Raw genomic sequence first — 20,582 nt, 5'->3', positions numbered from 1 at the left:
AGGATAACGAGATGAGCACCGCAAAGAAGAAGGGGCTGGGCCGCGGACTGGAAGCCTTGCTGGGCGGCCCCGCCGAAATCGTCGACGCCGTGAAGCAGGAGGGCGCGCCGTCGGTGCTGCGCCTGGACCAGTTGCAGCCCGGCAAGTACCAGCCGCGCACGCGCATGGACGAGGGCGCGCTGCAGGAACTGGCCGCGAGCATCCGCACGCAGGGCCTGATGCAGCCGATCCTGGTGCGGCGCGTGGCCGAGCCGGACCGCTACGAGATCATCGCCGGCGAGCGGCGCTTCCGCGCCTCGCGCATCGCCGGGCTCGAGGAAGTGCCGGTGCTGGTCAAGGACGTGGCCGACGAGGCCGCGGCCGCGATGGCGCTGATCGAGAACATCCAGCGCGAAGACCTCAATCCGCTGGAAGAGGCGCAGGGCATCATGCGCCTGGTGCGCGAGTTCTCCTTCACGCACGAGCAGGCGGCCGAATCGGTGGGGCGCTCGCGCAGCGCCGTGTCCAACCTGCTGCGCTTGCTGAACCTGGCCCAGCCGGTGCAGACCATGCTGATGGCGGGTGACCTCGACATGGGCCACGCGCGCGCGCTGCTCGCCGTGGACGGCGCCAACCAGATCACGCTCGCCAACCAGATCGTCAACAAGCGGCTGTCGGTGCGCGAGACCGAAAAGCTGGTCGCGTCCACGCTCAAGCCGCTCGATCTGCGCTCGATGCGGCAGAAGGGCGCCGCGCCGGCGCGCGACGTGGCCCGGCTCGAAGAAGAGCTGTCGGACGCGCTCGGCCTGCCGGTGCAGATCAAGCTGGGCGTGCGCGGCAAGGGCCAGCTCACCATTCACTTCACCAGCAACGACGCGCTCGACGGCGTGCTCACGCGGCTGCGCGAGCAGGGCGAAAGCCAGTCGCCGGCCTGAGCGCCGGCGCGGGTCCGCATCTTGTCCGTCCCGCGTCCGCTTCCCAAAAATAGTGCGCGATTAACGCACGAAGGTGTCCGCTCCGGTGCGGCGGCCGCACCTGTGCCGCGCGCTTGCGCAAGGTCTACGCAAAGGCGATAAACGATGATGTTGCGCCACCCGCGCCGATGGTCTCAATTACCTGCCGCGTCATTGGCCTGCGGCCGCCGCGCGGGCACTATCGGCACGTGGGCGCACGTTGCGCACCGTTGCAAGGAGTCTGTAAGCAGATTGACTCGCATGGTGCATTCCTCGTAAAATCGTGCGGTTTGAATTCTGGCCGGTTCGAGAAAGTTCCGGGTGGAGTAAACAACCAGCAGAGGCAATAAGCAGGTGGTTTCAGATCGTCGAGATGCCGGTCGGCAAAAGGACTGGCAGCCGCGCGATGCCTGGGATGACGAGGCAGAGCGCGCAGAAGAGGCGGTCGAACCGCTGTCACGCGCGGACGCGGAAACGCTGTTCGGCGCGCGTGCGCTGCGCCCTTCGCGCATGACGCCCGGCAGGGTCGTGCTGGCGCAGGTGGCGGTGACGGTTTTGTCGGCCCTTGCCTGGCGACTGCTTGCCGGCGGCAATGCCGCGGCAGCGGGCTGGTCCGCGCTGTTTGGCGGCATCGCGTGTTTCGTGCCGAGCGGTTTCTTCGCGCTGCGCCTGAGGTTGTCGGGCGAGCGTACCTCGATCAGCGGCCTGGTCGTTGGCGAGGCCATCAAGGTGTTTGCCACCGTCGGCCTGCTTGTGCTGGTGGTGGTGCTGTACCGCGAGTTGCGCTGGGTGCCGATGCTGGTCACGTTCCTGCTTGCGCTGAAGGCTTACTGGGTGGCACTGGCGATTCGCTGAGGAGCGCGCCGGCGGCTGCATCGGAAAGCGCACCGGAATGCGCGCTGCAAGCGCCGGCGCCGTGGACTTGTCCACAGGCCGGGCGGCAAGGCGCGGTGGTTCGAAGGCAGTGCATTCCACCCGAGGTGGGGCACGAAAACGGAATATCAAGAGTTTTTTGGCGTGGCGCGTCACAGCGGTGAAGCGCGGCGCAGATAAGTTAGACGTCCTTGCCCGCGGTGACCAGCGACTCATGCTGAAGGCGGTGCAAGAAGCGTACCGGCAGAACGCCGGCAACTGGTTTCGCAATATTACGGTTCGTTTCGACATGTCAGCTGCTCAAGGCGCCGAACAGGCGCTCACCCCCTCCGGCTATATCGCCGAACACTTGCAGAACCTGAACACGGTCGGCGGCAAGCAAGCCTCCGTGGTCGATTTCAGCGTCCTCAACTACGACACGGTGTTCTGGTCGGTCCTGTGCGGCGCGATCGCCGTGATCTTCCTGTACGCCGCCGCGCGCCGCGCCACGGCCGGCGTGCCGGGCCGCTTCCAGGCCTTCGTCGAGATGATCGTCGAGATGGTCGATGACCAGGCCAAGGGCATCATCCACGGCGACCGCTCGTTCATCGCTCCGCTGGCGATGATGGTGTTCTGCTGGATCACCGTCATGAACGCCATCGACCTGATCCCGGTCGACTGGGTCACCGGCCTGAACCAGCTGCTGGCCATCTTCCACATCCACCTGCCGCACCACCGCGCCGTCGCCACGGCCGACCTGAACGGCACGCTGGGCATGTCGTGCTCGGTGCTGGTGCTGATGATCTACTACAGCTTCAAGATCAAGGGCGCCGGCGGCTTCATGCACGAGCTGTTCTCGGCCCCGTTCGGCGCCAAGTGGTACCTGGCCCCGTTCAACCTGGTCCTGAACCTCATCGAATTCCTCGCCAAGGCGGTTTCGCTGGGCATGCGGTTGTTCGGCAACATGTATGCCGGCGAACTGGTGTTCCTGCTGATCGCGCTGCTGGGTTCCATCTGGACGTTCGGTGCGGACCTGTCCGCGCTGGGCTTCGTCGGTCACGTGCTGGCCGGTACCGTATGGGCGATCTTCCACATCCTGATCGTCCTGCTCCAGGCCTTCATTTTCATGATGCTGACGCTGGTGTACATCGGCCAGGCACATGATCACCACTGATTTTCCGGTTTTTGGTTTTTTGGTTTTTTGGTTCTAAGTCTCTTCTCAATTTAAGGAGTCGTCATGCAAGCATATCTCGCCAACATCCAGGGTCTGACCGCTATTGGTATCGGCATCATCATCGGCCTGGGCGCCATCGGCGCCTGCCTGGGCATCGCCCTGATGGGTGGCAAGTACATCGAAGCGTGCGCACGTCAGCCCGAGCTGATGAACCCGCTGCAAACCAAGATGTTCCTGCTGGCTGGCCTGATCGACGCGGCATTCCTGATCGGCGTGGGCGTTGCAATGCTGTTCGCATTCGCCAACCCGCTGCTGGCTGTCATCAAGTAATTTCTTTTCGGTCTGCATGATGCTGACGGGCGGCGCGGGCCACTTAGCCTGGCCGCCCTTGCGCATTTATCTGTAGTTTGATTACCGAAAGGAACACACCATGAATCTGAACGCAACGTTTTTTGCGCAGATGGTCGTGTTCTTCATCCTGTGGTGGGTAGTTGCCAAATTCATTTGGCCGCCGCTGGTGAAGGCGCTCGACGAACGCGCAAAGAAGATCGCCGATGGCCTCGCCGCTGCCGAAAAGGGCAAGGCTGAGCTCGAACTCGCCAACAAGCGTGTGGACCAGGCTCTGGCCGAAGCCCGCACCGAAGGTGCTCAACGCGTCGCCGACGCCGAGAAGCGCGCCCAGCTGACGGCCGACGAGATCAAGCACAACGCCCAGGCGGAAGCCGCACGCATCATCGCCCAGGCCAAGGCCGAGGCGGAACAGCAGGTTACCCGCGCGCGCGAACAGCTGCGCGACCAGGTTGCCGTGCTGGCCGTCAAGGGTGCCGAGCAGATCCTCAAGCGCGAAGTGAACGCGCAGGTCCACGCCGACCTGCTCAATCAACTCAAGGCTGAGCTCTAATCATGGCTGAAACCGCAACCATTGCCCGTCCCTACGCCGAGGCGCTGTTTCGCGTCGCGACCGAGTCGAGCGGCAATCTGGATGCATGGTCCGAGCTGGTGTCGGAAATGGGGCAGGTCGCCGCCAATCCCGACATGAAGGCGGTGGCTGGCGATCCGAACGTGCCCGGCGACAAGCTGGCTGCACTGTTCCTGTCGGCCCTGAAGTCTCCGGTCAACGACGAAGCCAGACGCTTCGTCGGCCTGCTGGTGGAAAACCACCGCCTGGCAGTCCTGCCGGAAATCGCCGAGCAGTTCCATGCGCTCAAGAACGCCCGTGAAGGGTCGGCCGATGTCGAGATCACGAGTGCCTTCCCGATCGAAGGCGCGACCCTGACCGACCTCGTCGCCGCGCTCGAACGCAAGTTCGGCCGCAAGCTGCAGCCCTCGGTTGCGGTAGACCCGTCGCTGATCGGCGGCGTGCGCGTCAAGGTTGGCGACGAAGTCCTCGACACCTCCGTGCGTGCCCGCCTGGCTGCGATGCAAGTCGCGCTGACCGCCTGATGCGCGCGAGCGCTCACCGGCCGACGGATTGAAGAATTAGGAGCATTGTGATGCAACTGAACCCCTCAGAAATCAGCGAGCTGATCAAGTCCCGCATCTCGGGTCTTGGCGCCGACGCTGAAGTGCGCAACACCGGCACGGTTATCTCCGTGACCGATGGCATCTGCCGCGTGCACGGCCTGTCCGGCGTGATGCAGGGCGAGATGCTGGAATTCCCCGGCAACACCTTCGGCCTCGCGCTGAACCTCGAGCGCGACTCCGTCGGCGCCGTGGTGCTGGGCGACTACGAACACATTTCGGAAGGCGACCCGGTCAAGTGCACCGGCCGCATTCTGGAAGTGCCGGTCGGCCGCGAGCTGCTGGGCCGCGTGGTCAACACGCTGGGCCAGCCGATCGACGGCAAGGGCCCGATCAACGCGAAGGAATTCGACGTGATCGAGAAGGTCGCCCCTGGCGTGATCGCGCGCCAGTCGGTGAGCCAGCCGGTGCAGACCGGCCTGAAGTCGATCGACGCCATGGTGCCGATCGGCCGCGGCCAGCGCGAGCTGATCATCGGCGACCGCCAGACCGGCAAGACCGCCGTGGCCGTCGACGCCATCATCAACCAGAAGGGCAAGGGCGTCTTCTGCGTGTACGTGGCGATCGGCCAGAAGGCTTCGACCATCAGCAACGTGGTGCGCAAGCTCGAAGAACTGGGCGCGATGGAATACACCATCGTGGTCGCCGCCTCGGCTTCGGACTCGGCCGCCATGCAGTACCTGGCCGCCTACGCCGGCTGCACGATGGGCGAGTACTTCCGCGACCGCGGCGAAGACGCGCTGATCGTCTATGACGACCTGACCAAGCAAGCCTGGGCCTATCGCCAGGTGTCGCTGCTGCTGCGCCGCCCGCCGGGCCGCGAAGCCTACCCCGGCGACGTGTTCTACCTGCACTCGCGCCTGCTCGAGCGCGCCGCCCGCGTGAACGCCGACTACGTCGAGAAGTTCACCAAGGGCGTGGTGACCGGCAAGACCGGCTCGCTGACCGCGCTGCCCGTGATCGAAACGCAGGCCGGCGACGTGTCCGCGTTCGTGCCGACCAACGTGATCTCGATCACCGACGGCCAGATCTTCCTGGAAACCGACCTGTTCAACGCCGGTATCCGCCCCGCAATCAACGCCGGTATCTCGGTGTCGCGCGTCGGTGGTGCCGCCCAGACCAAGGTCATCAAGAAGCTGTCCGGCGGTATCCGTACCGACCTGGCCCAGTACCGTGAGCTGGCTGCGTTCGCGCAGTTCGCCTCCGACCTGGACGATGCCACCCGCAAGCAGCTCGAGCGCGGCCGCCGCGTGACCGAACTGCTCAAGCAGGCCCAGTACCTGCCGCTGCAGGTGTGGCAACTGGCCGCGTCGCTGTACGCAGCCAACAACGGCTTCCTCGACAACGTGGAAGTGAAGGACATTCTGCCGTTCGAGAAGGGCCTGCACGACCATCTGAAGACCAAGTACGCCGACCTCGTCAACCGCATCGAAGAGACCAAGGATCTGTCGAAGGAAGACGAAGCCACGCTGCGTGCCGCGATCGAGGATTTCAAGAAGTCCGCCGCGTTCTAACCGCGTAATTCCACGAATCTGCGCCGGACCGCCGTTGCCATGACGGCCCCGGCGCAGCACGAATGGAGAGGAAGATATGGCCGGAACGAAAGAAATTCGAACCAAGATCAAGAGCGTGCAGAACACGCGCAAGATCACCAAGGCGATGGAGATGGTCGCCGCGTCCAAGATGCGCAAGGCGCAGGAACGGATGCGCAACGCCCGCCCCTACGCCGAGAAAGTGCGCAATATCGCGGCGCACCTGGCTGAGGCCAACCCCGAGTTCAAGCACCCGTTCATGGTGGCGCGCGAAGTCAAGCGCGCCGGCATGATCGTGGTGACGACCGACAAGGGTCTGTGCGGCGGCCTGAACACGAACGTGCTGCGCGCGGTGACCAACGAGCTGCGCGATCTGCAGAACCGCGGCGTGCAGGTGCAGAGCACCGCCATCGGTTCCAAGGGCATGCAGTTCCTGGGCCGCATCGGCGCGAAGGTGATCTCGCACGTGACGCACCTCGGCGACACCCCGCATCTGGAAAAACTGATCGGTGCGATCAAGGTCCAGCTCGACGCTTTCACCAATGGTGAGGTCGATGCCGTGTACCTGGCCTACACCCGCTTCATCAATACGATGAAGCAGGAGCCGATGGTGGAGCAGCTGCTGCCGCTCCCCGCCGACAAGTTTGCCCAGACCGAAGATGAAAAGCGCGCCTACTCGTGGGATTACATCTACGAGCCCGACGCCCAGACCGTGGTGGAAGAACTGCTGGTCCGCTACGTCGAAGCGCTGGTGTACCAGGCCGTGGCCGAGAACATGGCGTCCGAGCAGTCGGCGCGCATGGTGGCCATGAAGGCGGCATCCGACAACGCCAAGAACGTGATCGGCGAACTGCAACTGGTCTACAACAAGACCCGTCAGGCAGCGATCACCAAGGAACTGTCGGAAATCGTCAGCGGTGCCGCAGCCGTCTAAGGCGTCAAGTATTCAAGCTATCGGAGATACGAAATGAGTATCGGAAATATTGTGCAGTGCATTGGCGCCGTGGTGGACATCGAGTTCCCCCGCGACGCGCTGCCGAAGGTGTACGACGCGCTCGTGCTGGAAGACAGCAACGAAGCCTCGTTCGCCGAGAAGGGCCTGACCTTCGAAGTGCAGCAACAGCTCGGTGACGGCGTGGTCCGCACCATTGCCCTGGGTTCGTCCGACGGCCTGCGCCGCGGCATGTCGGTCAAGAGCACCGGCGCCCCGATCTCGGTGCCGGTCGGTCACGGCACGCTGGGCCGCATCATGGACGTGCTCGGCCGTCCCATCGACGAAGCCGGCCCGATCGCCTCGGACGAGCTGCGCTCGATCCACCAGAAGGCCCCGAAGTTCGACGAACTGTCGCCTTCCGTGGACCTGCTCGAAACCGGCATCAAGGTGATCGACCTGGTGTGCCCGTTCGCCAAGGGCGGCAAGGTGGGCCTGTTCGGCGGCGCCGGCGTCGGCAAGACCGTGAACATGATGGAGCTCATCAACAACATCGCCAAGCAGCACAGCGGTTTGTCGGTGTTCGCCGGCGTGGGCGAGCGTACCCGTGAAGGGAACGACTTCTACCACGAAATGAAGGACTCGAACGTGCTCGACAAGGTGGCCATGGTGTTCGGCCAGATGAACGAGCCGCCGGGCAACCGTCTGCGCGTGGCGCTCTCCGGCCTGACCATGGCCGAGAAGTTCCGCGACGAAGGCCGCGACATCCTGTTCTTCGTCGACAACATCTACCGCTACACGCTGGCCGGCACCGAAGTGTCGGCACTGCTGGGCCGCATGCCTTCGGCGGTGGGCTACCAGCCGACGCTGGCCGAGGAAATGGGCAAGCTGCAAGAGCGCATCACCTCGACCAAGACCGGCTCGATCACCTCGATCCAGGCCGTGTACGTCCCTGCGGACGACTTGACCGACCCGTCGCCGGCAACGACCTTCCTGCACCTGGACTCGACCGTCGTGCTGTCGCGTGACATCGCCGCGCTGGGTATCTACCCCGCCGTCGACCCGCTCGACTCGACCTCGCGCCAGCTCGACCCGCAGGTCGTCGGCCAGGAGCACTACGACGTGGCCCGCCGCGTGCAGCAGACGCTGCAGCGCTACAAGGAACTGCGCGACATCATCGCGATTCTGGGCATGGACGAACTGTCGCCGGAAGACAAGCAGTCGGTGTCGCGCGCCCGCAAGATCCAGCGTTTCCTGTCGCAGCCCTTCCACGTCGCGGAAGTGTTCACGGGCTCGCCGGGCAAGTACGTGCCGCTGAAGGAAACCATCCGTGGTTTCAAGATGCTGGTGGACGGCGAGTGCGATCACCTGCCCGAACAGGCGTTCTACATGGTCGGTTCGATCGACGAAGCCTTCGAGAAGGCCAAGAAGCTCCAGTAAGCGTCTTTCGCCTTCGCGCGGGCCACGGCCGTGCCGCGGACAGCATGTCCGCGGGGCGCCGGACCCGGCCTGAAGGCGGAAACTTGCTTCCTGGCAACGGGAAGTCAACGCTTTCTGGAACAAAGGAATTCACATGGCAACCATTCTTGTAGACGTCGTCAGCGCCGAATCGTCGATCTTCTCCGGCCAGGCGAAGTTCGTGGCGCTGCCGGGCGAGTCGGGCGAGCTGGGTATCCTGCCGGGCCATACGCCGCTGATCACGCGTATCCAGCCGGGCGCGGTGCGCATCGAGAAGGAAGACGGCAGCGAAGAGTTCGTGTTCGTGGCCGGCGGCATTCTCGAAGTGCAGCCCAAGCATGTGACCGTGCTGGCGGACACCGCCATTCGCGGCAGCGACCTCGACGAAGCCAAGGCGCAGGAAGCCAAGCGCGCGGCTGAGGAGTTGATGCAGAACCAGAGCAGCGATCTCGACCTGGCACGTGCCCAGAGCGAGCTGGCTGTGGCGGCTGCGCAACTGGCCGCCATCGCGCGCCTGCGCCGCAAGCGCTGAGAAAAGGCGGTACCGCCGCGGCTGTTGTTTTTTGGCCGTGGCGATAAAAAAAGGCAGCCGCGAGGCTGCCTTTTTCACGAGCGTACGACTATTCTGTCGGCTCAGCGCAAAAAAAAGCGCGCGGGCCGGGGAGGCACCGCGCGGACGGGAAAATCCCTTCGAGGGGTCAATTCGAAGGAACGGGTAAGGTCCAGGTCATCCAACAGGCGCCGGTCACTTTCCAGCCGGATCATCGTATCCGGCAAGGTGGCCAACCATCCGGTCAGGCGGTACCGATCGCAATCAGACGATCCAACCAGCCGAAACCGCAACGCGCCAACAATCTTTCAACCTGGTACACCGACCGCAGGCATGGCCTGCGATCCGGTCAAACTGGGTGGGAATTGCTTCCAAAGGCTTTCTTCACGACGCCCTCCCTTTCTGTTTGGGGGAGGGAACGCCTTTCACAAAAACTGATTGTGTTAAAGCATTGTGGGGGAAACTTTTGGCAATGGCAGTAACAAAATGTATCGGTTTGCAAGAAGTTGAAAGCGCCGTAACTAAAACGTCGGCCAAATAGGCCTCATCCTGCCCAAAACTCCGCCCAGACTGTAACGCGGCGGGAACATCACCGGGCACCGCCGGTCCCATAGCTTTCGCTTGCCAGCCATCCGCGCCGCGGTCTGGCCGCCGACTGCCATGCCGCATCCTTCCGCCATTCCGTTTCCCCGCCGCAACGCCGTACAAGTCCGAAGTGGCCTTGCCCAGCTTGGCCTCGCCGCCTTTCTTGCCGCGCCGCCGCTGGCATGCGGCCTGGCGTTTGCGGACGCGCCGCAAGCTGCCGCGGGCACCTTCTGGCAGGGCGAGCCCGGCGACGCCGGGCAGCTGTCGCTGACCCTATTTCCGCGTCCCGGAACGGAGCGGGTCGAGGCCACCCTTCGTTACGATTCAAGGCTCGCGGCCACCCCGCGTCAACTGGATGGCCAATTGACAGCCGACGGCCGTCTGAGCGTGCGCGAGCGCGATGCCTCGCCGGCCGCCGCTGACGACGACATGCAGGCGCACGGCAACATCCGTTTCGAAGGCAACGTCGCGCCCGACGGCCGCAGCGCCAGCGGCGTATGGACCGGCGCGGACGGAGTCGCGCGGCAACTGATGCTTACGCGCAAGGCGGTCTATCGCGAACGGGTGACGGAAGCGGCCGGCGTGCGCTTCACCGAGCGCTACCCGGAAACCGGCAACCCTGCCCTCGACGCGCTGGTCGCGTCGGTGCGCGCCGGCGGCTGCGGCGAGGGCGAGCGCGAATGCCGCAGCGCCGTGGAACTGGCGCGGCTCGATGCCGGCACGATCAGCCTGCTGCGCACCACCTGGCGCTACAGCGGCGGCGCGCACGGCAGCCTGGACTACGCCGGCGGCACGTGGCGCCGCGACGATGCCGCGCCGGTCGCCGGCGCCGCCGGCGAGGCCGTCTACGTGCCGGTCCGGCTCGCGGACCTCCTGGCCCCGGGCAAGGACTGCGTGCAGAAGCTCAATGCCGAACTGCAGGCATCGCTGCAGCGGCAGGGCGCGGCCGATCCCGAGCGCGGCCTGCTCGACGAGCCCGCCCTGCGCGACGCGCGCACGCCCTTTACGCTATACCGTGGCGGCGTGGTGCTGCACTATGCCCCTTATGCCGTGGGGCCGTTCGCCCAGGGCACGTACCAGGTCGCGGTGCCGTTCGCGCGGCTGGGCGCCTGCGCGCGCCAGCCCGGCGAAAGCCGCGACCGATCCCCCGAACCCGACCAGAAGGAAGCGCAGACGTGAGCGAGATGCAGACAGCGATGCAAACAGCCATCGAGGGCATGCTGGCGATGAAGACCGTCGCCGTGGCGGGCCTGTCCGACAACCCCGGCCGCGCCAGCCACGAGGTGGCGGCGTTCCTGCAGGCGCGCGGCTACCGCATCGTGCCGGTCAATCCGCGCCACGCCGGGGCCCTGATCCTCGGCCAGCCCTGCCACGCCAGCCTGGCCGAGGCGGCGCGGGCACTGGCCGCCGAAGGGCGGCGCATCGACTGGGTGGACATCTTCCGCCGCGCCGAGGACGTGGCCCCGGTGGTGGCGGACGCCATCGCCATCGGCGCGCGCGGCGTCTGGCTGCAGCTCGGCATCGTCAATGACGCCGCGTTCGGGCAGGCCCGCGCCGCCGGCCTGCTGGCGGTGCAGGACCGCTGCGCCAAGATCGAGCTGCTGCGCGCGGACGCCTGAACACCTGAACCCGCGAACGCCGCTACACTGCGGGATCGCGCGGCGTGCCAGCACGTCCGCCGCTTCAACCCGACCCGACCAGATCCGCACCACCTAGCCATGGCCATCGATCCCCAGCTCCTCGATTACTACCGCCGCCTCGGCGAACGCTATGCCGGGCAGCCCGCGCCGGCCGATGCCGCCGCGGCCCGCGCGCGCTTCGCCGAGATCGCGGCGCTTTCGCTCGCGCCGGACCCCGAGGGCATCGCCGCCACCGACCTCGAGATCCCGCTGGCTGGCCGCACGCTGGCGGCACGCCTGTTCCGGCCCGAGGGCGTGGCCGAGCCGCGCCTGATCGTCTACTTCCACGGCGGCGGCTGGGTGGTCGGCTCGCACGAGACGCATCACACCGTGGCCGCCCTGCTGGCGGCCGACACCGGCTGCGCGGTGGCCAGCGTCGACTACCGCCTGGCGCCCGAGCACCCGTTCCCGGCGCCGTGCGACGACGCGCTGCATTCCGTGCTGTGGTTTGCCGAGCAGCGCGCCCGGCTGCGCCTCGATACCCGCTTCCTGGCCGTGGCCGGCGACAGCGCCGGCGGCCACCTGGCCGCGCAGGCCGCGCGCTGGGCCAACGCGCACGGCCATCCCGGGCTGGTCAACGCGCAGTTGCTGATCTACCCGGTCACCGCGCCCGCGCTCACCACCGAAAGCTATCGCGCGTTCTCCGACGGCCCGGGCCTCACGCGCGACGAAATGGCCTGGTTCTGGACCCAGTTCATCGGCGCCCAGCAGCTTGCCGCCGGCGCCGCCATCGAGGACACGCGCATCCACCTGATGGGCGCGGCCCCCCGGCACCTGCCGCCCGCCAGCGTGGTGATGGTGGCCGCCCACGACGTGCTGCGCGACGATGGCCTGGCCTATGCCGACTACCTGGTGCGCTACGGCGCCCCGGTCATCACGCTCGAAGCCAGCGGCATGACGCACGGCTTCGCCCGCCTGCAGCCCGAGGCGCCGCGCGCGCGCGAATGGATGCGCCGCGCCGCGCAGGCCTTCAAGGAACTGGCCGACGATATCTGACGCGCCGGCCGGCGGGCCGCCGCGCAGGGCCGGCCCCGGGGAGCGCCGGCGCGGCCCGGCCATCCCTTAGAATGGCGGTCTTACGAGGACGACCATGACCGCACTGCAGAACGACACCTTCCTGCGCGCACTGCGCCGGCAGCCCACCGAGTACACCCCGCTGTGGCTGATGCGCCAGGCCGGCCGCTACCTGCCCGAGTACAACGCCACGCGCGCGCGCGCCGGCAGCTTTCTCGGGCTGGCCAAGAATCCGGCCTACGCCACCGAGGTGACCCTGCAACCGCTCGAGCGCTACCCGCTCGACGCGGCCATCCTCTTCTCCGACATCCTCACCGTGCCCGACGCGATGGGCCTGGGCCTGTCGTTCGCGCAGGGCGAAGGCCCGCGCTTTGCCCACCCGCTGCGCACCGAGAGCGACGTGATGAAGCTGGCGGTGCCCGACATGGCCTCGCTGCGCTACGTGTTCGACGCGGTCGGCGAGATCCGCCGCGCGCTGGTGCAGGACGGCCGCCAGCGCGTGCCGCTGATCGGCTTCTCGGGCAGCCCCTGGACGCTGGCCTGCTACATGGTCGAAGGCGCCGGCTCGGCGGATTTCCGCACGGTCAAGAGCATGATGTACGGCCGCCCGGACCTGATGCACCGCATCCTGGAGATCAACGCGCAGGCGGTGTCCGCCTACCTGAACGCGCAGATCGAGGCCGGCGCGCAGGCGGTGATGCTGTTCGACACCTGGGGCGGCACGCTGGCCGACGGCATGTACCAGGCCTTTTCGCTGGCCTATATGCGGCAGGTGGTGGCCGGCCTCAAGCGCGAGCACGACGGGCAGCAGGTGCCGGTGATCGCCTTCACCAAGGGCGGCGGCCTGTGGCTGGAAGAGCTGGCCGGCATCGGTGCCGACGCGCTCGGGCTGGACTGGACCGTCAACCTGCAGCAGGCGCGCCGCCGCACCGGCAGCCAGGTCGCGCTGCAAGGCAATATCGATCCCAATGTGCTGTTCGCGCCGGAAGCCGCGATCCGCGCGCAGGTGCGCGGCGTGCTCGACAGCTATGCCGCGGGCGGCGGCAGCGACGGCCACGTCTTCAACCTCGGCCACGGCATTTCCCAGTTCACGCCGCCCGAGAACGTGACGGTGCTGGTGGACGAGGTGCATCGCTACAGCCGCCAGTTGCGCAGCGCCGCCAGGTGAGCCGCGCGGCACGCTCCCGCCCGGGCTGGCCCGCGCCGGCAGTGCGGCGCAGCGAGCGTTGCGGCTGCGCCGCCTTGGTGAATCCGGGTGGCGCGGGAGGCTGGCACAAGGCACTGTCAAGTAAACTATTTTGCAATATTTCGCCCTTTCGGTGCCGCTTCGCGCTTGTCAAGGCTTGACTTATGCACATCAATGGGTTTTCCGCAGTGCAAGAGCGGGTTAGTCCCTAACTCATCTGAGGGAGGCTTGCAAGTCCTTGATTTACAAGGATTTGCATCTGGTCAATCGGGCACCCGAATACCCGTGGGAGCCTTGTTTTACGGGGCTTGGCGGAAACGCCGGACGAGTTTTCAACAAAGTTATCCACAGGCACTGTGCGCAAGCGGGAAAAGCGGCGATCTATCATCGACTTAGGGGCACATTTGAAGCGTTACTTTAAGTTGATGTTGCGCCGCACACTTAATTTGTCTGGCATGCGGCTCAGTTCCGTCCTGCACTTGTGTTGGGCCGGCCTGTCCACATGCCTGCCCCATTCTGGCCCGTACCCGGTGCTGCGCGCCGGAGCCGCGCGATGAACGCCCCGATGCAACCCGAAGCCGCCCCGCCGCGGCCGGCGGACGACGCCGGCGCGGCGCCGCCGGACATCGTGCGGGTGGCGCTCGACACCCCGGCCGACGACGTCTTCGACTATCTCGCACTGCCCGGGGTGCAGCCCGGCGACCTCGTCACCGTGCCGTTCGGCCGCCGCCAGCTGGTGGGCGTCGCCGTCACCCGCGCCACCCGCTCCGAGGTGCCGCTGGACCGCCTGCGCCCGGTCGCGCAGCGGCTGGACTGGCTGCCGCCGCTGGGCGCGCACTGGATCGCGCTGGCGCGCTTTGCCGCGCTCTACTATCACCGCCGCCTCGGCGAAGTCATGCTGCCGGCGCTGCCGCCGGGCCTGCGCGAGGCCGAGAGCTGGCCGCGGCTGGCGCTGCGCGCGCGCAGCGAGCATTACCGCGTGGTGCCGGGCCAGGAGGCGGCGCTGCTGGCCGCGGTGCCGGCGCGCGCGCGCACCGTGCTGGCACTGGCCCAGGCCCTGGTGGCTGCGGGCGGGCAGGGCGGGGCGGTCGCCGCCGCCGAGGCGCGTACCTTGTGCAGCGCCGCGCCGGCCCGCCTGGCGGAGTGGCTGGAAGCCGGCTGGATCAGCGCCGGACATGCCGACCAGCCCCTGCTGGCCGTCGCGCCCGGCGCCGCGCCGTCGGCCGCCCCGCCGCTGCACGAGGAGCAGCGCGCGGCCGTGGCAGCGATCGGCCAGGCGCGGGGGTTCTCCCCGTTCCTGCTGCACGGCGTGACCGGCAGCGGCAAGACCGAGGTCTACCTGCACGCGATGGCCGAGGTGCTCGCCCGCGACCCGCGCGCCCAGGTGCTGATGCTGGTGCCCGAAATCAACCTGACGCCGCAGTTGCAGGGCCGCATCGCGGCGCGCTTCCCGCACCTGCCGCTGGCGGTGCTGCACAGCGGCCTGGCCGACCAGGAGCGCACGCTGCAATGGCTGGCGGCCCACCGCGGCGAGGCGCGCATCGTGCTCGGCACCCGCATGGCGGTGATGGCCTCGCTGCCGCACCTTGCCCTGGTGGTGGTGGACGAGGAGCACGATACGTCCTACAAGCAGCAGGAAGGCCTGCGCTACTCCGCGCGCGACCTGTCCATCTGGCGCGCCAAGCAGCTCGGCATCCCGGTGGTGCTGGGCTCGGCCACGCCGTCGATGGAATCCTGGTGGCGCGCCGAGCAGGGCGCCTACCGCAAGCTGGTGCTGCGCGAACGCGCCCAGGCCGACGCGGCGCTGCCGACCGTGCGCCTGGTCGACCTGAACCAGGAGCGCCAGCGCCAGCGCGCCCTCTACGAAGGGCTCTCGGTGCCGCTGCTGAACGCCATCGAAGCCCGCCTGGCGCGCGGCGAGCAGAGCCTGCTGTTCCTCAACCGGCGCGGCTACGCCCCGGTGCTGGCCTGCGGCAGCTGCGGCTGGCTGTCAGGCTGCCCGCGCTGCTCCGCCTACCTGGTGCTGCACCGGCCCGAGCGCCGGCTGCGCTGCCACCACTGCGGACTGGAGTCGCCGGTGCCGCATCACTGCCCCGATTGCGGCGATGTGGACATCGCGCCGCTGGGCCGCGGCACGCAACGCATCGAGGAGGCGCTGGCCGCGCGCTTCCCGCAGGCCCGCATCGCCCGCATCGACGCCGACTCCACGCGCCGCAAGGGCAGCGCGCAGGCGATGTTCGACGAAGTCCACGCCGGCGAGGTCGACATCCTGGTCGGCACCCAGATGGTGGCCAAGGGCCACGACTTCCAGCGCGTCACGCTGGTCGGCATCGTCCACCCCGACGCCGCCATGTTCAGCCACGACTTCCGCGCGGCCGAGCACCTGTTCGCCTCGCTGATGCAGGTGGCCGGGCGGGCCGGGCGCGCCGGGCTGGCCGGCGAGGTGCTGATCCAGACCCGCTACCCGGACGCCTCGGCATTGCAGGCGCTGGTGCGCCATGACTATGATGGATTCGCGGCCGCGCAGCTGCGCGAGCGGCGCCAGGCCGGGTTGCCCCCATTCGCCTACCAGGTGCTGGTTACGGCGGAACATGGGCAGCTGGAGCGCGCGCTGGCCTTCCTGCAGGGCGCGCGCGACCGCGCCGACGCCTGCCGCATGGCGCCCGAGGTGCAACTCCACGACCCGGTGCCGATGTCGATGGTGCGCGTGGCCAACCGCGAGCGCGCGCAGATGCTGGTGGAGAGCACCTCGCGCGCTGCCCTGCAACGGTTTGTCAGCGAGTGGGTGCAGACTTTTGGCGACGTCCTGGCCGCTGCCAGGGGGGTGAAGTGGCAGCTGGAGATCGACCCGCTGCGCATCTGATCCTGCCTGCGCAGGGCACGTTCCGGTGCATGCGGCCCGGGTCAGGTGCAACCTGTGGTGCGATTGGGATTCAGTGGTTGTACCTAGTTGCACCTTCGGTTTGCCCGGGAGTATGATCGCGCCAACCCGCGGGCGCTTCGGGAGTCTCGGCGCCTTGCATCCGCACCCTTCGGAGAATCAAGCGCATGGCTACCACCACCCTCGGCGTCAAGCTGGACGACGCTGCCCGCGAGCGCCTCAAGCGCGTTGCCCAGTCCATCGACCGCACGCCGCACTGGCTCATCAAGCAGGCCATCTTCACCTACCTGGAGCAGGTCGAGCGCGGCCAGCAGCCGGCCGAGGCCGGTGCCGCCGGCGCGCCCGCCGACGGCGCGGCGGACGGCGCGGACGGCTTCGACGCGGCCGGCGCCGAAGGCGCGCCGCAGCCGTTCCTCGAATTCGCCCAGAGCGTGCAGCCGCAGTCGGTGCTGCGCGCGGCCATCACCGCCGCCTACCGCCGCCCCGAGACCGAGTGCGTGCCGGTGCTGCTGGAGCAGGCCCGGCTGCCGCGGCAGCAGTCCGAAGCCGCGCTGGCCATGGCCCGCGCGCTGGCCACGCGGCTGCGCGAGCGCAAGGTCGGCACCGGCCGCGAAGGGCTGGTGCAGGGCCTGATCCAGGAGTTCTCGCTGTCGTCGCAGGAAGGCGTGGCGCTGATGTGCCTGGCCGAGGCCCTGCTGCGCATCCCCGACAAGGCCACCCGCGACGCCCTGATCCGCGACAAGATCAGCGGCGCCAACTGGCAGTCGCACCTGGGCCAGAGCCCGTCGCTGTTCGTCAACGCCGCCACCTGGGGCCTGCTGCTGACCGGCCGGCTGGTCGCCACCCACACCGAGGCCGGCCTGTCGCGCGCGCTCACCCGCATCATCGGCAAGGGCGGCGAGCCGCTCATCCGCAAGGGCGTGGACATGGCCATGCGCCTGATGGGCGAGCAGTTCGTCACCGGCGAGACCATTTCCGAGGCGCTGGCCAACGCGCGCAAGTACGAGGCCGAAGGCTTCCGCTACTCCTACGACATGCTCGGCGAGGCCGCCATGACCGAGGCGGACGCGCAGCGCTACCTGGCTTCCTACGAGCAGGCCATCCACGCCATCGGCCAGGCCTCGCGCGGGCGCGGCATCTATGAAGGCCCGGGCATCTCGATCAAGCTCTCGGCGCTGCACCCGCGCTACAGCCGCGCCCAGCACGAGCGCGTGGTCACCGAGCTGTATGGCCGCCTCAGATCGCTCACGCTGCTGGCCCGCCAGTACGACATCGGCATCAATATCGACGCCGAGGAAGCCGACCGCCTGGAGATCTCGCTGGACCTGCTCGAGCGCCTGTGCTTCGAGCCCGAGCTGGCCGGCTGGAACGGCATCGGCTTCGTGGTGCAGGGCTACCAGAAGCGCTGTCCGTTCGTGATCGACTACCTGATCGACCTGGCCCGCCGCAGCCGCCACCGCCTGATGATCCGCCTGGTCAAGGGCGCCTACTGGGACAGCGAGATCAAGCGCGCCCAGGTCGACGGCCTGGAGGGCTACCCGGTCTACACGCGCAAGGTCTACACCGACGTGTCCTACGTGGCCTGCGCGCGCAAGCTGCTGTCGGTGCCGGACGCGATCTACCCGCAGTTCGCCACCCACAACGCGCACACGCTGGCGGCCATCTACCAGATCGCCGGCCACAACTACTATCCCGGCCAGTACGAGTTCCAGTGCCTGCACGGCATGGGCGAGCCGCTCTACGACCAGGTGGTCGGCCCGCTGGCCGACGGCAAGTACAACCGCCCGTGCCGCATCTACGCGCCGGTCGGCACGCACGAGACGCTGCTGGCCTACCTGGTGCGCCGCCTGCTGGAAAACGGCGCCAACACGTCCTTCGTCAACCGCATCGCCGACGATTCCATCTCGCTCGACGAACTGGTGGCCGATCCGGTCGCCGTGGTCGAGCGCATCAACGCCGAAGAAGGCGCGCTCGGCCTGCCGCACCCGCGCATCCCGCAGCCGCGCGCGCTGTATGGCGGCGCGCGCGCCAATTCCGCCGGCATCGACCTGTCCAACGAGCATCGCCTGGCCTCGCTGTCCTCGGCGCTGCTGGCCGGCTCCGGCGAGGCCGTCGCCGCCGTGCCGCTGCTCGGCGCCGAGGCCGCGCCGGGCGCGCAGGCGAACCCGCCGGTGCCGGTGCGCAACCCGGCCGACCTGCGCGACATCGTCGGCCACGTCACCGAAGCCAGCGCGGCCGAGGTGGATGCCGCGCTGCAGGCCGCCGTCAACGCCGCGCCGATCTGGCAGGCCACCCCGGCCGACGTGCGCGCCGCCGTGCTGGAGCGCGCCGCCGAGCTGATGGAAGCGCAGATGCAGTCGCTGATGGGCATCATCGTGCGCGAGGCCGGCAAGACCTTCTCCAACGCCATCGCCGAAGTGCGCGAGGCGGTGGACTTCCTGCGCTACTACGCCGCCCAGGTGCGCGAGACCTTCTCCGGCGACACCCACCGCCCGCTCGGGCCCGTGGTCTGCATCAGCCCGTGGAATTTCCCGCTGGCCATCTTCACCGGCCAGGTCGCGGCCGCGCTGGCCGCCGGCAACACCGTTTTGGCCAAGCCCGCCGAGCAGACCCCGCTGATCGCCGCGCAGGCCGTGCGCCTGCTGCGCGAGGCCGGCGTGCCGGCCGGCGCGGTGCAGCTGCTGCCGGGCCGCGGCGAGACCGTGGGCGCGGCGCTGGTGGGCGACGCCCGCGTCAAGGGCGTGATGTTTACCGGCTCCACCGAGGTGGCGCGCCTGCTGCAGCGCAGCGTGGCCGGGCGCCTGGACGCGGCCGGCCGCCTGGTGCCGCTGATCGCCGAGACCGGCGGGCAGAACGCCATGATCGTCGACTCCTCCGCGCTGGCCGAGCAGGTGGTGGGCGACGTGCTCAGCTCCGCCTTCGACTCGGCCGGCCAGCGCTGCTCCGCGCTGCGCGTGCTGTGCCTGCAGGAAGACGTGGCCGAGCGCGTGCTGGCCATGCTCAAGGGCGCCATGGACGAGCTGAGCATGGGCAACCCGGACCGCCTGTCCACCGACGTCGGCCCGGTGATCGACGAAGAAGCGCGCGGCAACATCGTGCGCCATATCGAGGCCATGCGCGCCAAGGGCCGCCGCATCCACCAGGCCGCGCGCGGCGAAGCGGAGGAAGCCGCCACCCGCAACGGCACCTTCGTGCCGCCCACGCTGATCGAGCTCGACAGCATCGAGGAACTGCAGCGCGAGGTGTTCGGCCCCGTGCTGCACGTGGTGCGCTACCAGCGCCCCGCGCTGGGCGCGCTGCTGGACCAGATCAACGGCACCGGCTACGGCCTCACCATGGGCATCCATACGCGCATCGACGAAACCATCGCCGAGATCGTCGAGCGCGCCGAGGTGGGCAACCTCTACGTCAACCGCAATATCGTCGGCGCCGTGGTCGGCGTGCAGCCGTTCGGCGGCGAAGGCCTGTCGGGCACCGGCCCCAAGGCCGGCGGCCCGCTCTACCTGCACCGCCTGCTGTCGGTCTGCCCGCAGGACGCCGTGGCGCGCGCCGTGCGCGCCTCCGACGTGGCGGGCGCCGCCGCGCAGGCCGGCCCGGTGCGCGCCGCGGTGGCCGATGCGCTGGGTACGCTCAAGGCCTGGGCCCACAGCGAAGGTGCCGCGCTGCCCGGACTGGCCGACGCGTGCGAGCGCTTCGCCGCCGCCTCGCCGGCGGGCCTGTCGGTGACCCTGCCCGGGCCCACCGGCGAGCGCAACACCTACACGCTGCTGCCGCGCGCGGCCGTGCTGTGCCTGGCCCGGCAGGAGGCCGACCTGGCCGTGCAGCTGGCCGCCGTGCTGGCCGCCGGCAGCCAGGCCGTGTGGCCGGACGGCCCGGTGGCCCGCGCACTGTCGGCACGCCTGCCGAAGGCAGTACAATCGCGCGTCCGCCTGGTGCCCGACTGGGCCGCCGGCGACGCCGGTTTCGATGCGGTGCTGCACCACGGGGATTCCGACCAGCTGCGCGCGGTCAGCGAACAGCTGGCGACGCGGCCCGGCCCGATTATTGCTGTGCAGGGCCTCGCGCACGGTGAGCCGAACGTGGCCATCGAGCGGTTGTTGATCGAGCGTTCGCTGTCCGTCAACACGGCGGCGGCGGGCGGCAATGCCAGTTTGATGACGATCGGCTGAGCAGCCGGGCGTCGATCGAAGAGACGCAGGGCGGCGGCGATCCCGCACGCCTTGCGTATGTCAATCGGGGAGCGTTTCGCGCCGCACCCGGACGCATCCAGAAACGCAGCAGAAGGCT

Annotated in this window: 16 protein-coding genes; all 16 read left to right on the top strand. The window is 68.3% G+C overall.

Annotated elements, in window-relative coordinates:
• Positions 1-11 precede the first annotated feature (11 nt).
• Positions 12-914, top strand: a complete 903-nt coding sequence (locus ACKI2N_RS19060; protein ID WP_420996936.1) for a ParB/RepB/Spo0J family partition protein — start codon at positions 12-14, stop codon at positions 912-914.
• 372 nt (positions 915-1,286) lie between these two features.
• Positions 1,287-1,787: an ATP synthase subunit I gene (locus ACKI2N_RS19055; RefSeq protein WP_420996934.1), complete on the top strand. Its 501-nt coding sequence runs from the start codon at positions 1,287-1,289 to the stop codon at positions 1,785-1,787.
• Positions 1,788-2,094: 307 nt separating this feature from the next.
• On the top strand, positions 2,095-2,958 hold the full coding sequence (gene atpB / locus ACKI2N_RS19050; RefSeq protein WP_420996932.1) for a F0F1 ATP synthase subunit A: 864 nt from the start codon (positions 2,095-2,097) through the stop codon (positions 2,956-2,958).
• A 63-nt stretch (positions 2,959-3,021) separates the two neighbouring features.
• The gene (atpE, locus tag ACKI2N_RS19045) at positions 3,022-3,288 is read left to right on the top strand and encodes a F0F1 ATP synthase subunit C (RefSeq protein ID WP_006157246.1); all 267 of its coding nucleotides are present in this window, start codon (positions 3,022-3,024) and stop codon (positions 3,286-3,288) included.
• 100 nt (positions 3,289-3,388) lie between these two features.
• The gene (locus ACKI2N_RS19040) at positions 3,389-3,859 is read left to right on the top strand and encodes a F0F1 ATP synthase subunit B (RefSeq protein WP_017224620.1); all 471 of its coding nucleotides are present in this window, start codon (positions 3,389-3,391) and stop codon (positions 3,857-3,859) included.
• Between the two features lie 2 nt (positions 3,860-3,861).
• Entirely contained in the window at positions 3,862-4,401 is a 540-nt protein-coding gene (locus ACKI2N_RS19035; RefSeq protein ID WP_420996930.1) for a F0F1 ATP synthase subunit delta, read from the top strand.
• A 50-nt stretch (positions 4,402-4,451) separates the two neighbouring features.
• Positions 4,452-5,993, top strand: coding sequence for a F0F1 ATP synthase subunit alpha (atpA, locus tag ACKI2N_RS19030; RefSeq protein WP_420996929.1), 1,542 nt, complete (start codon positions 4,452-4,454; stop codon positions 5,991-5,993).
• A gap of 76 nt (positions 5,994-6,069) precedes the next feature.
• The gene (atpG, locus tag ACKI2N_RS19025) at positions 6,070-6,945 is read left to right on the top strand and encodes a F0F1 ATP synthase subunit gamma (protein ID WP_420996928.1); all 876 of its coding nucleotides are present in this window, start codon (positions 6,070-6,072) and stop codon (positions 6,943-6,945) included.
• Positions 6,946-6,978: 33 nt separating this feature from the next.
• Entirely contained in the window at positions 6,979-8,382 is a 1,404-nt protein-coding gene (atpD, locus tag ACKI2N_RS19020) for a F0F1 ATP synthase subunit beta (protein WP_420996926.1), read from the top strand.
• A 133-nt stretch (positions 8,383-8,515) separates the two neighbouring features.
• Positions 8,516-8,932, top strand: a complete 417-nt coding sequence (locus tag ACKI2N_RS19015; RefSeq protein WP_043350759.1) for a F0F1 ATP synthase subunit epsilon — start codon at positions 8,516-8,518, stop codon at positions 8,930-8,932.
• A 678-nt stretch (positions 8,933-9,610) separates the two neighbouring features.
• Positions 9,611-10,714: an RsiV family protein gene (locus ACKI2N_RS19010; RefSeq protein ID WP_420996924.1), complete on the top strand. Its 1,104-nt coding sequence runs from the start codon at positions 9,611-9,613 to the stop codon at positions 10,712-10,714.
• Positions 10,715-10,731: 17 nt separating this feature from the next.
• Complete coding sequence (locus tag ACKI2N_RS19005; RefSeq protein WP_420996923.1) at positions 10,732-11,154, top strand: CoA-binding protein; 423 nt, start codon at positions 10,732-10,734, stop codon at positions 11,152-11,154.
• A 99-nt stretch (positions 11,155-11,253) separates the two neighbouring features.
• The gene (locus ACKI2N_RS19000) at positions 11,254-12,210 is read left to right on the top strand and encodes an alpha/beta hydrolase (protein ID WP_420996922.1); all 957 of its coding nucleotides are present in this window, start codon (positions 11,254-11,256) and stop codon (positions 12,208-12,210) included.
• A 94-nt stretch (positions 12,211-12,304) separates the two neighbouring features.
• Complete coding sequence (gene hemE / locus ACKI2N_RS18995; protein WP_420996919.1) at positions 12,305-13,396, top strand: uroporphyrinogen decarboxylase; 1,092 nt, start codon at positions 12,305-12,307, stop codon at positions 13,394-13,396.
• Positions 13,397-13,967: 571 nt separating this feature from the next.
• Positions 13,968-16,277 (top strand): primosomal protein N', encoded by a 2,310-nt coding sequence (locus ACKI2N_RS18990; RefSeq protein WP_420996917.1) that lies wholly within the window; start codon positions 13,968-13,970, stop codon positions 16,275-16,277.
• Between the two features lie 185 nt (positions 16,278-16,462).
• Positions 16,463-20,464, top strand: coding sequence for a trifunctional transcriptional regulator/proline dehydrogenase/L-glutamate gamma-semialdehyde dehydrogenase (putA, locus tag ACKI2N_RS18985; protein ID WP_420996916.1), 4,002 nt, complete (start codon positions 16,463-16,465; stop codon positions 20,462-20,464).
• Positions 20,465-20,582 lie beyond the last annotated feature (118 nt).

It is taken from the genome of Cupriavidus sp. 30B13 (genome assembly GCF_049059565.2).
Classification (GTDB): Bacteria; Pseudomonadota; Gammaproteobacteria; order Burkholderiales; family Burkholderiaceae; genus Cupriavidus.
This window is presented reverse-complemented; position numbering and strand designations above follow the sequence as displayed.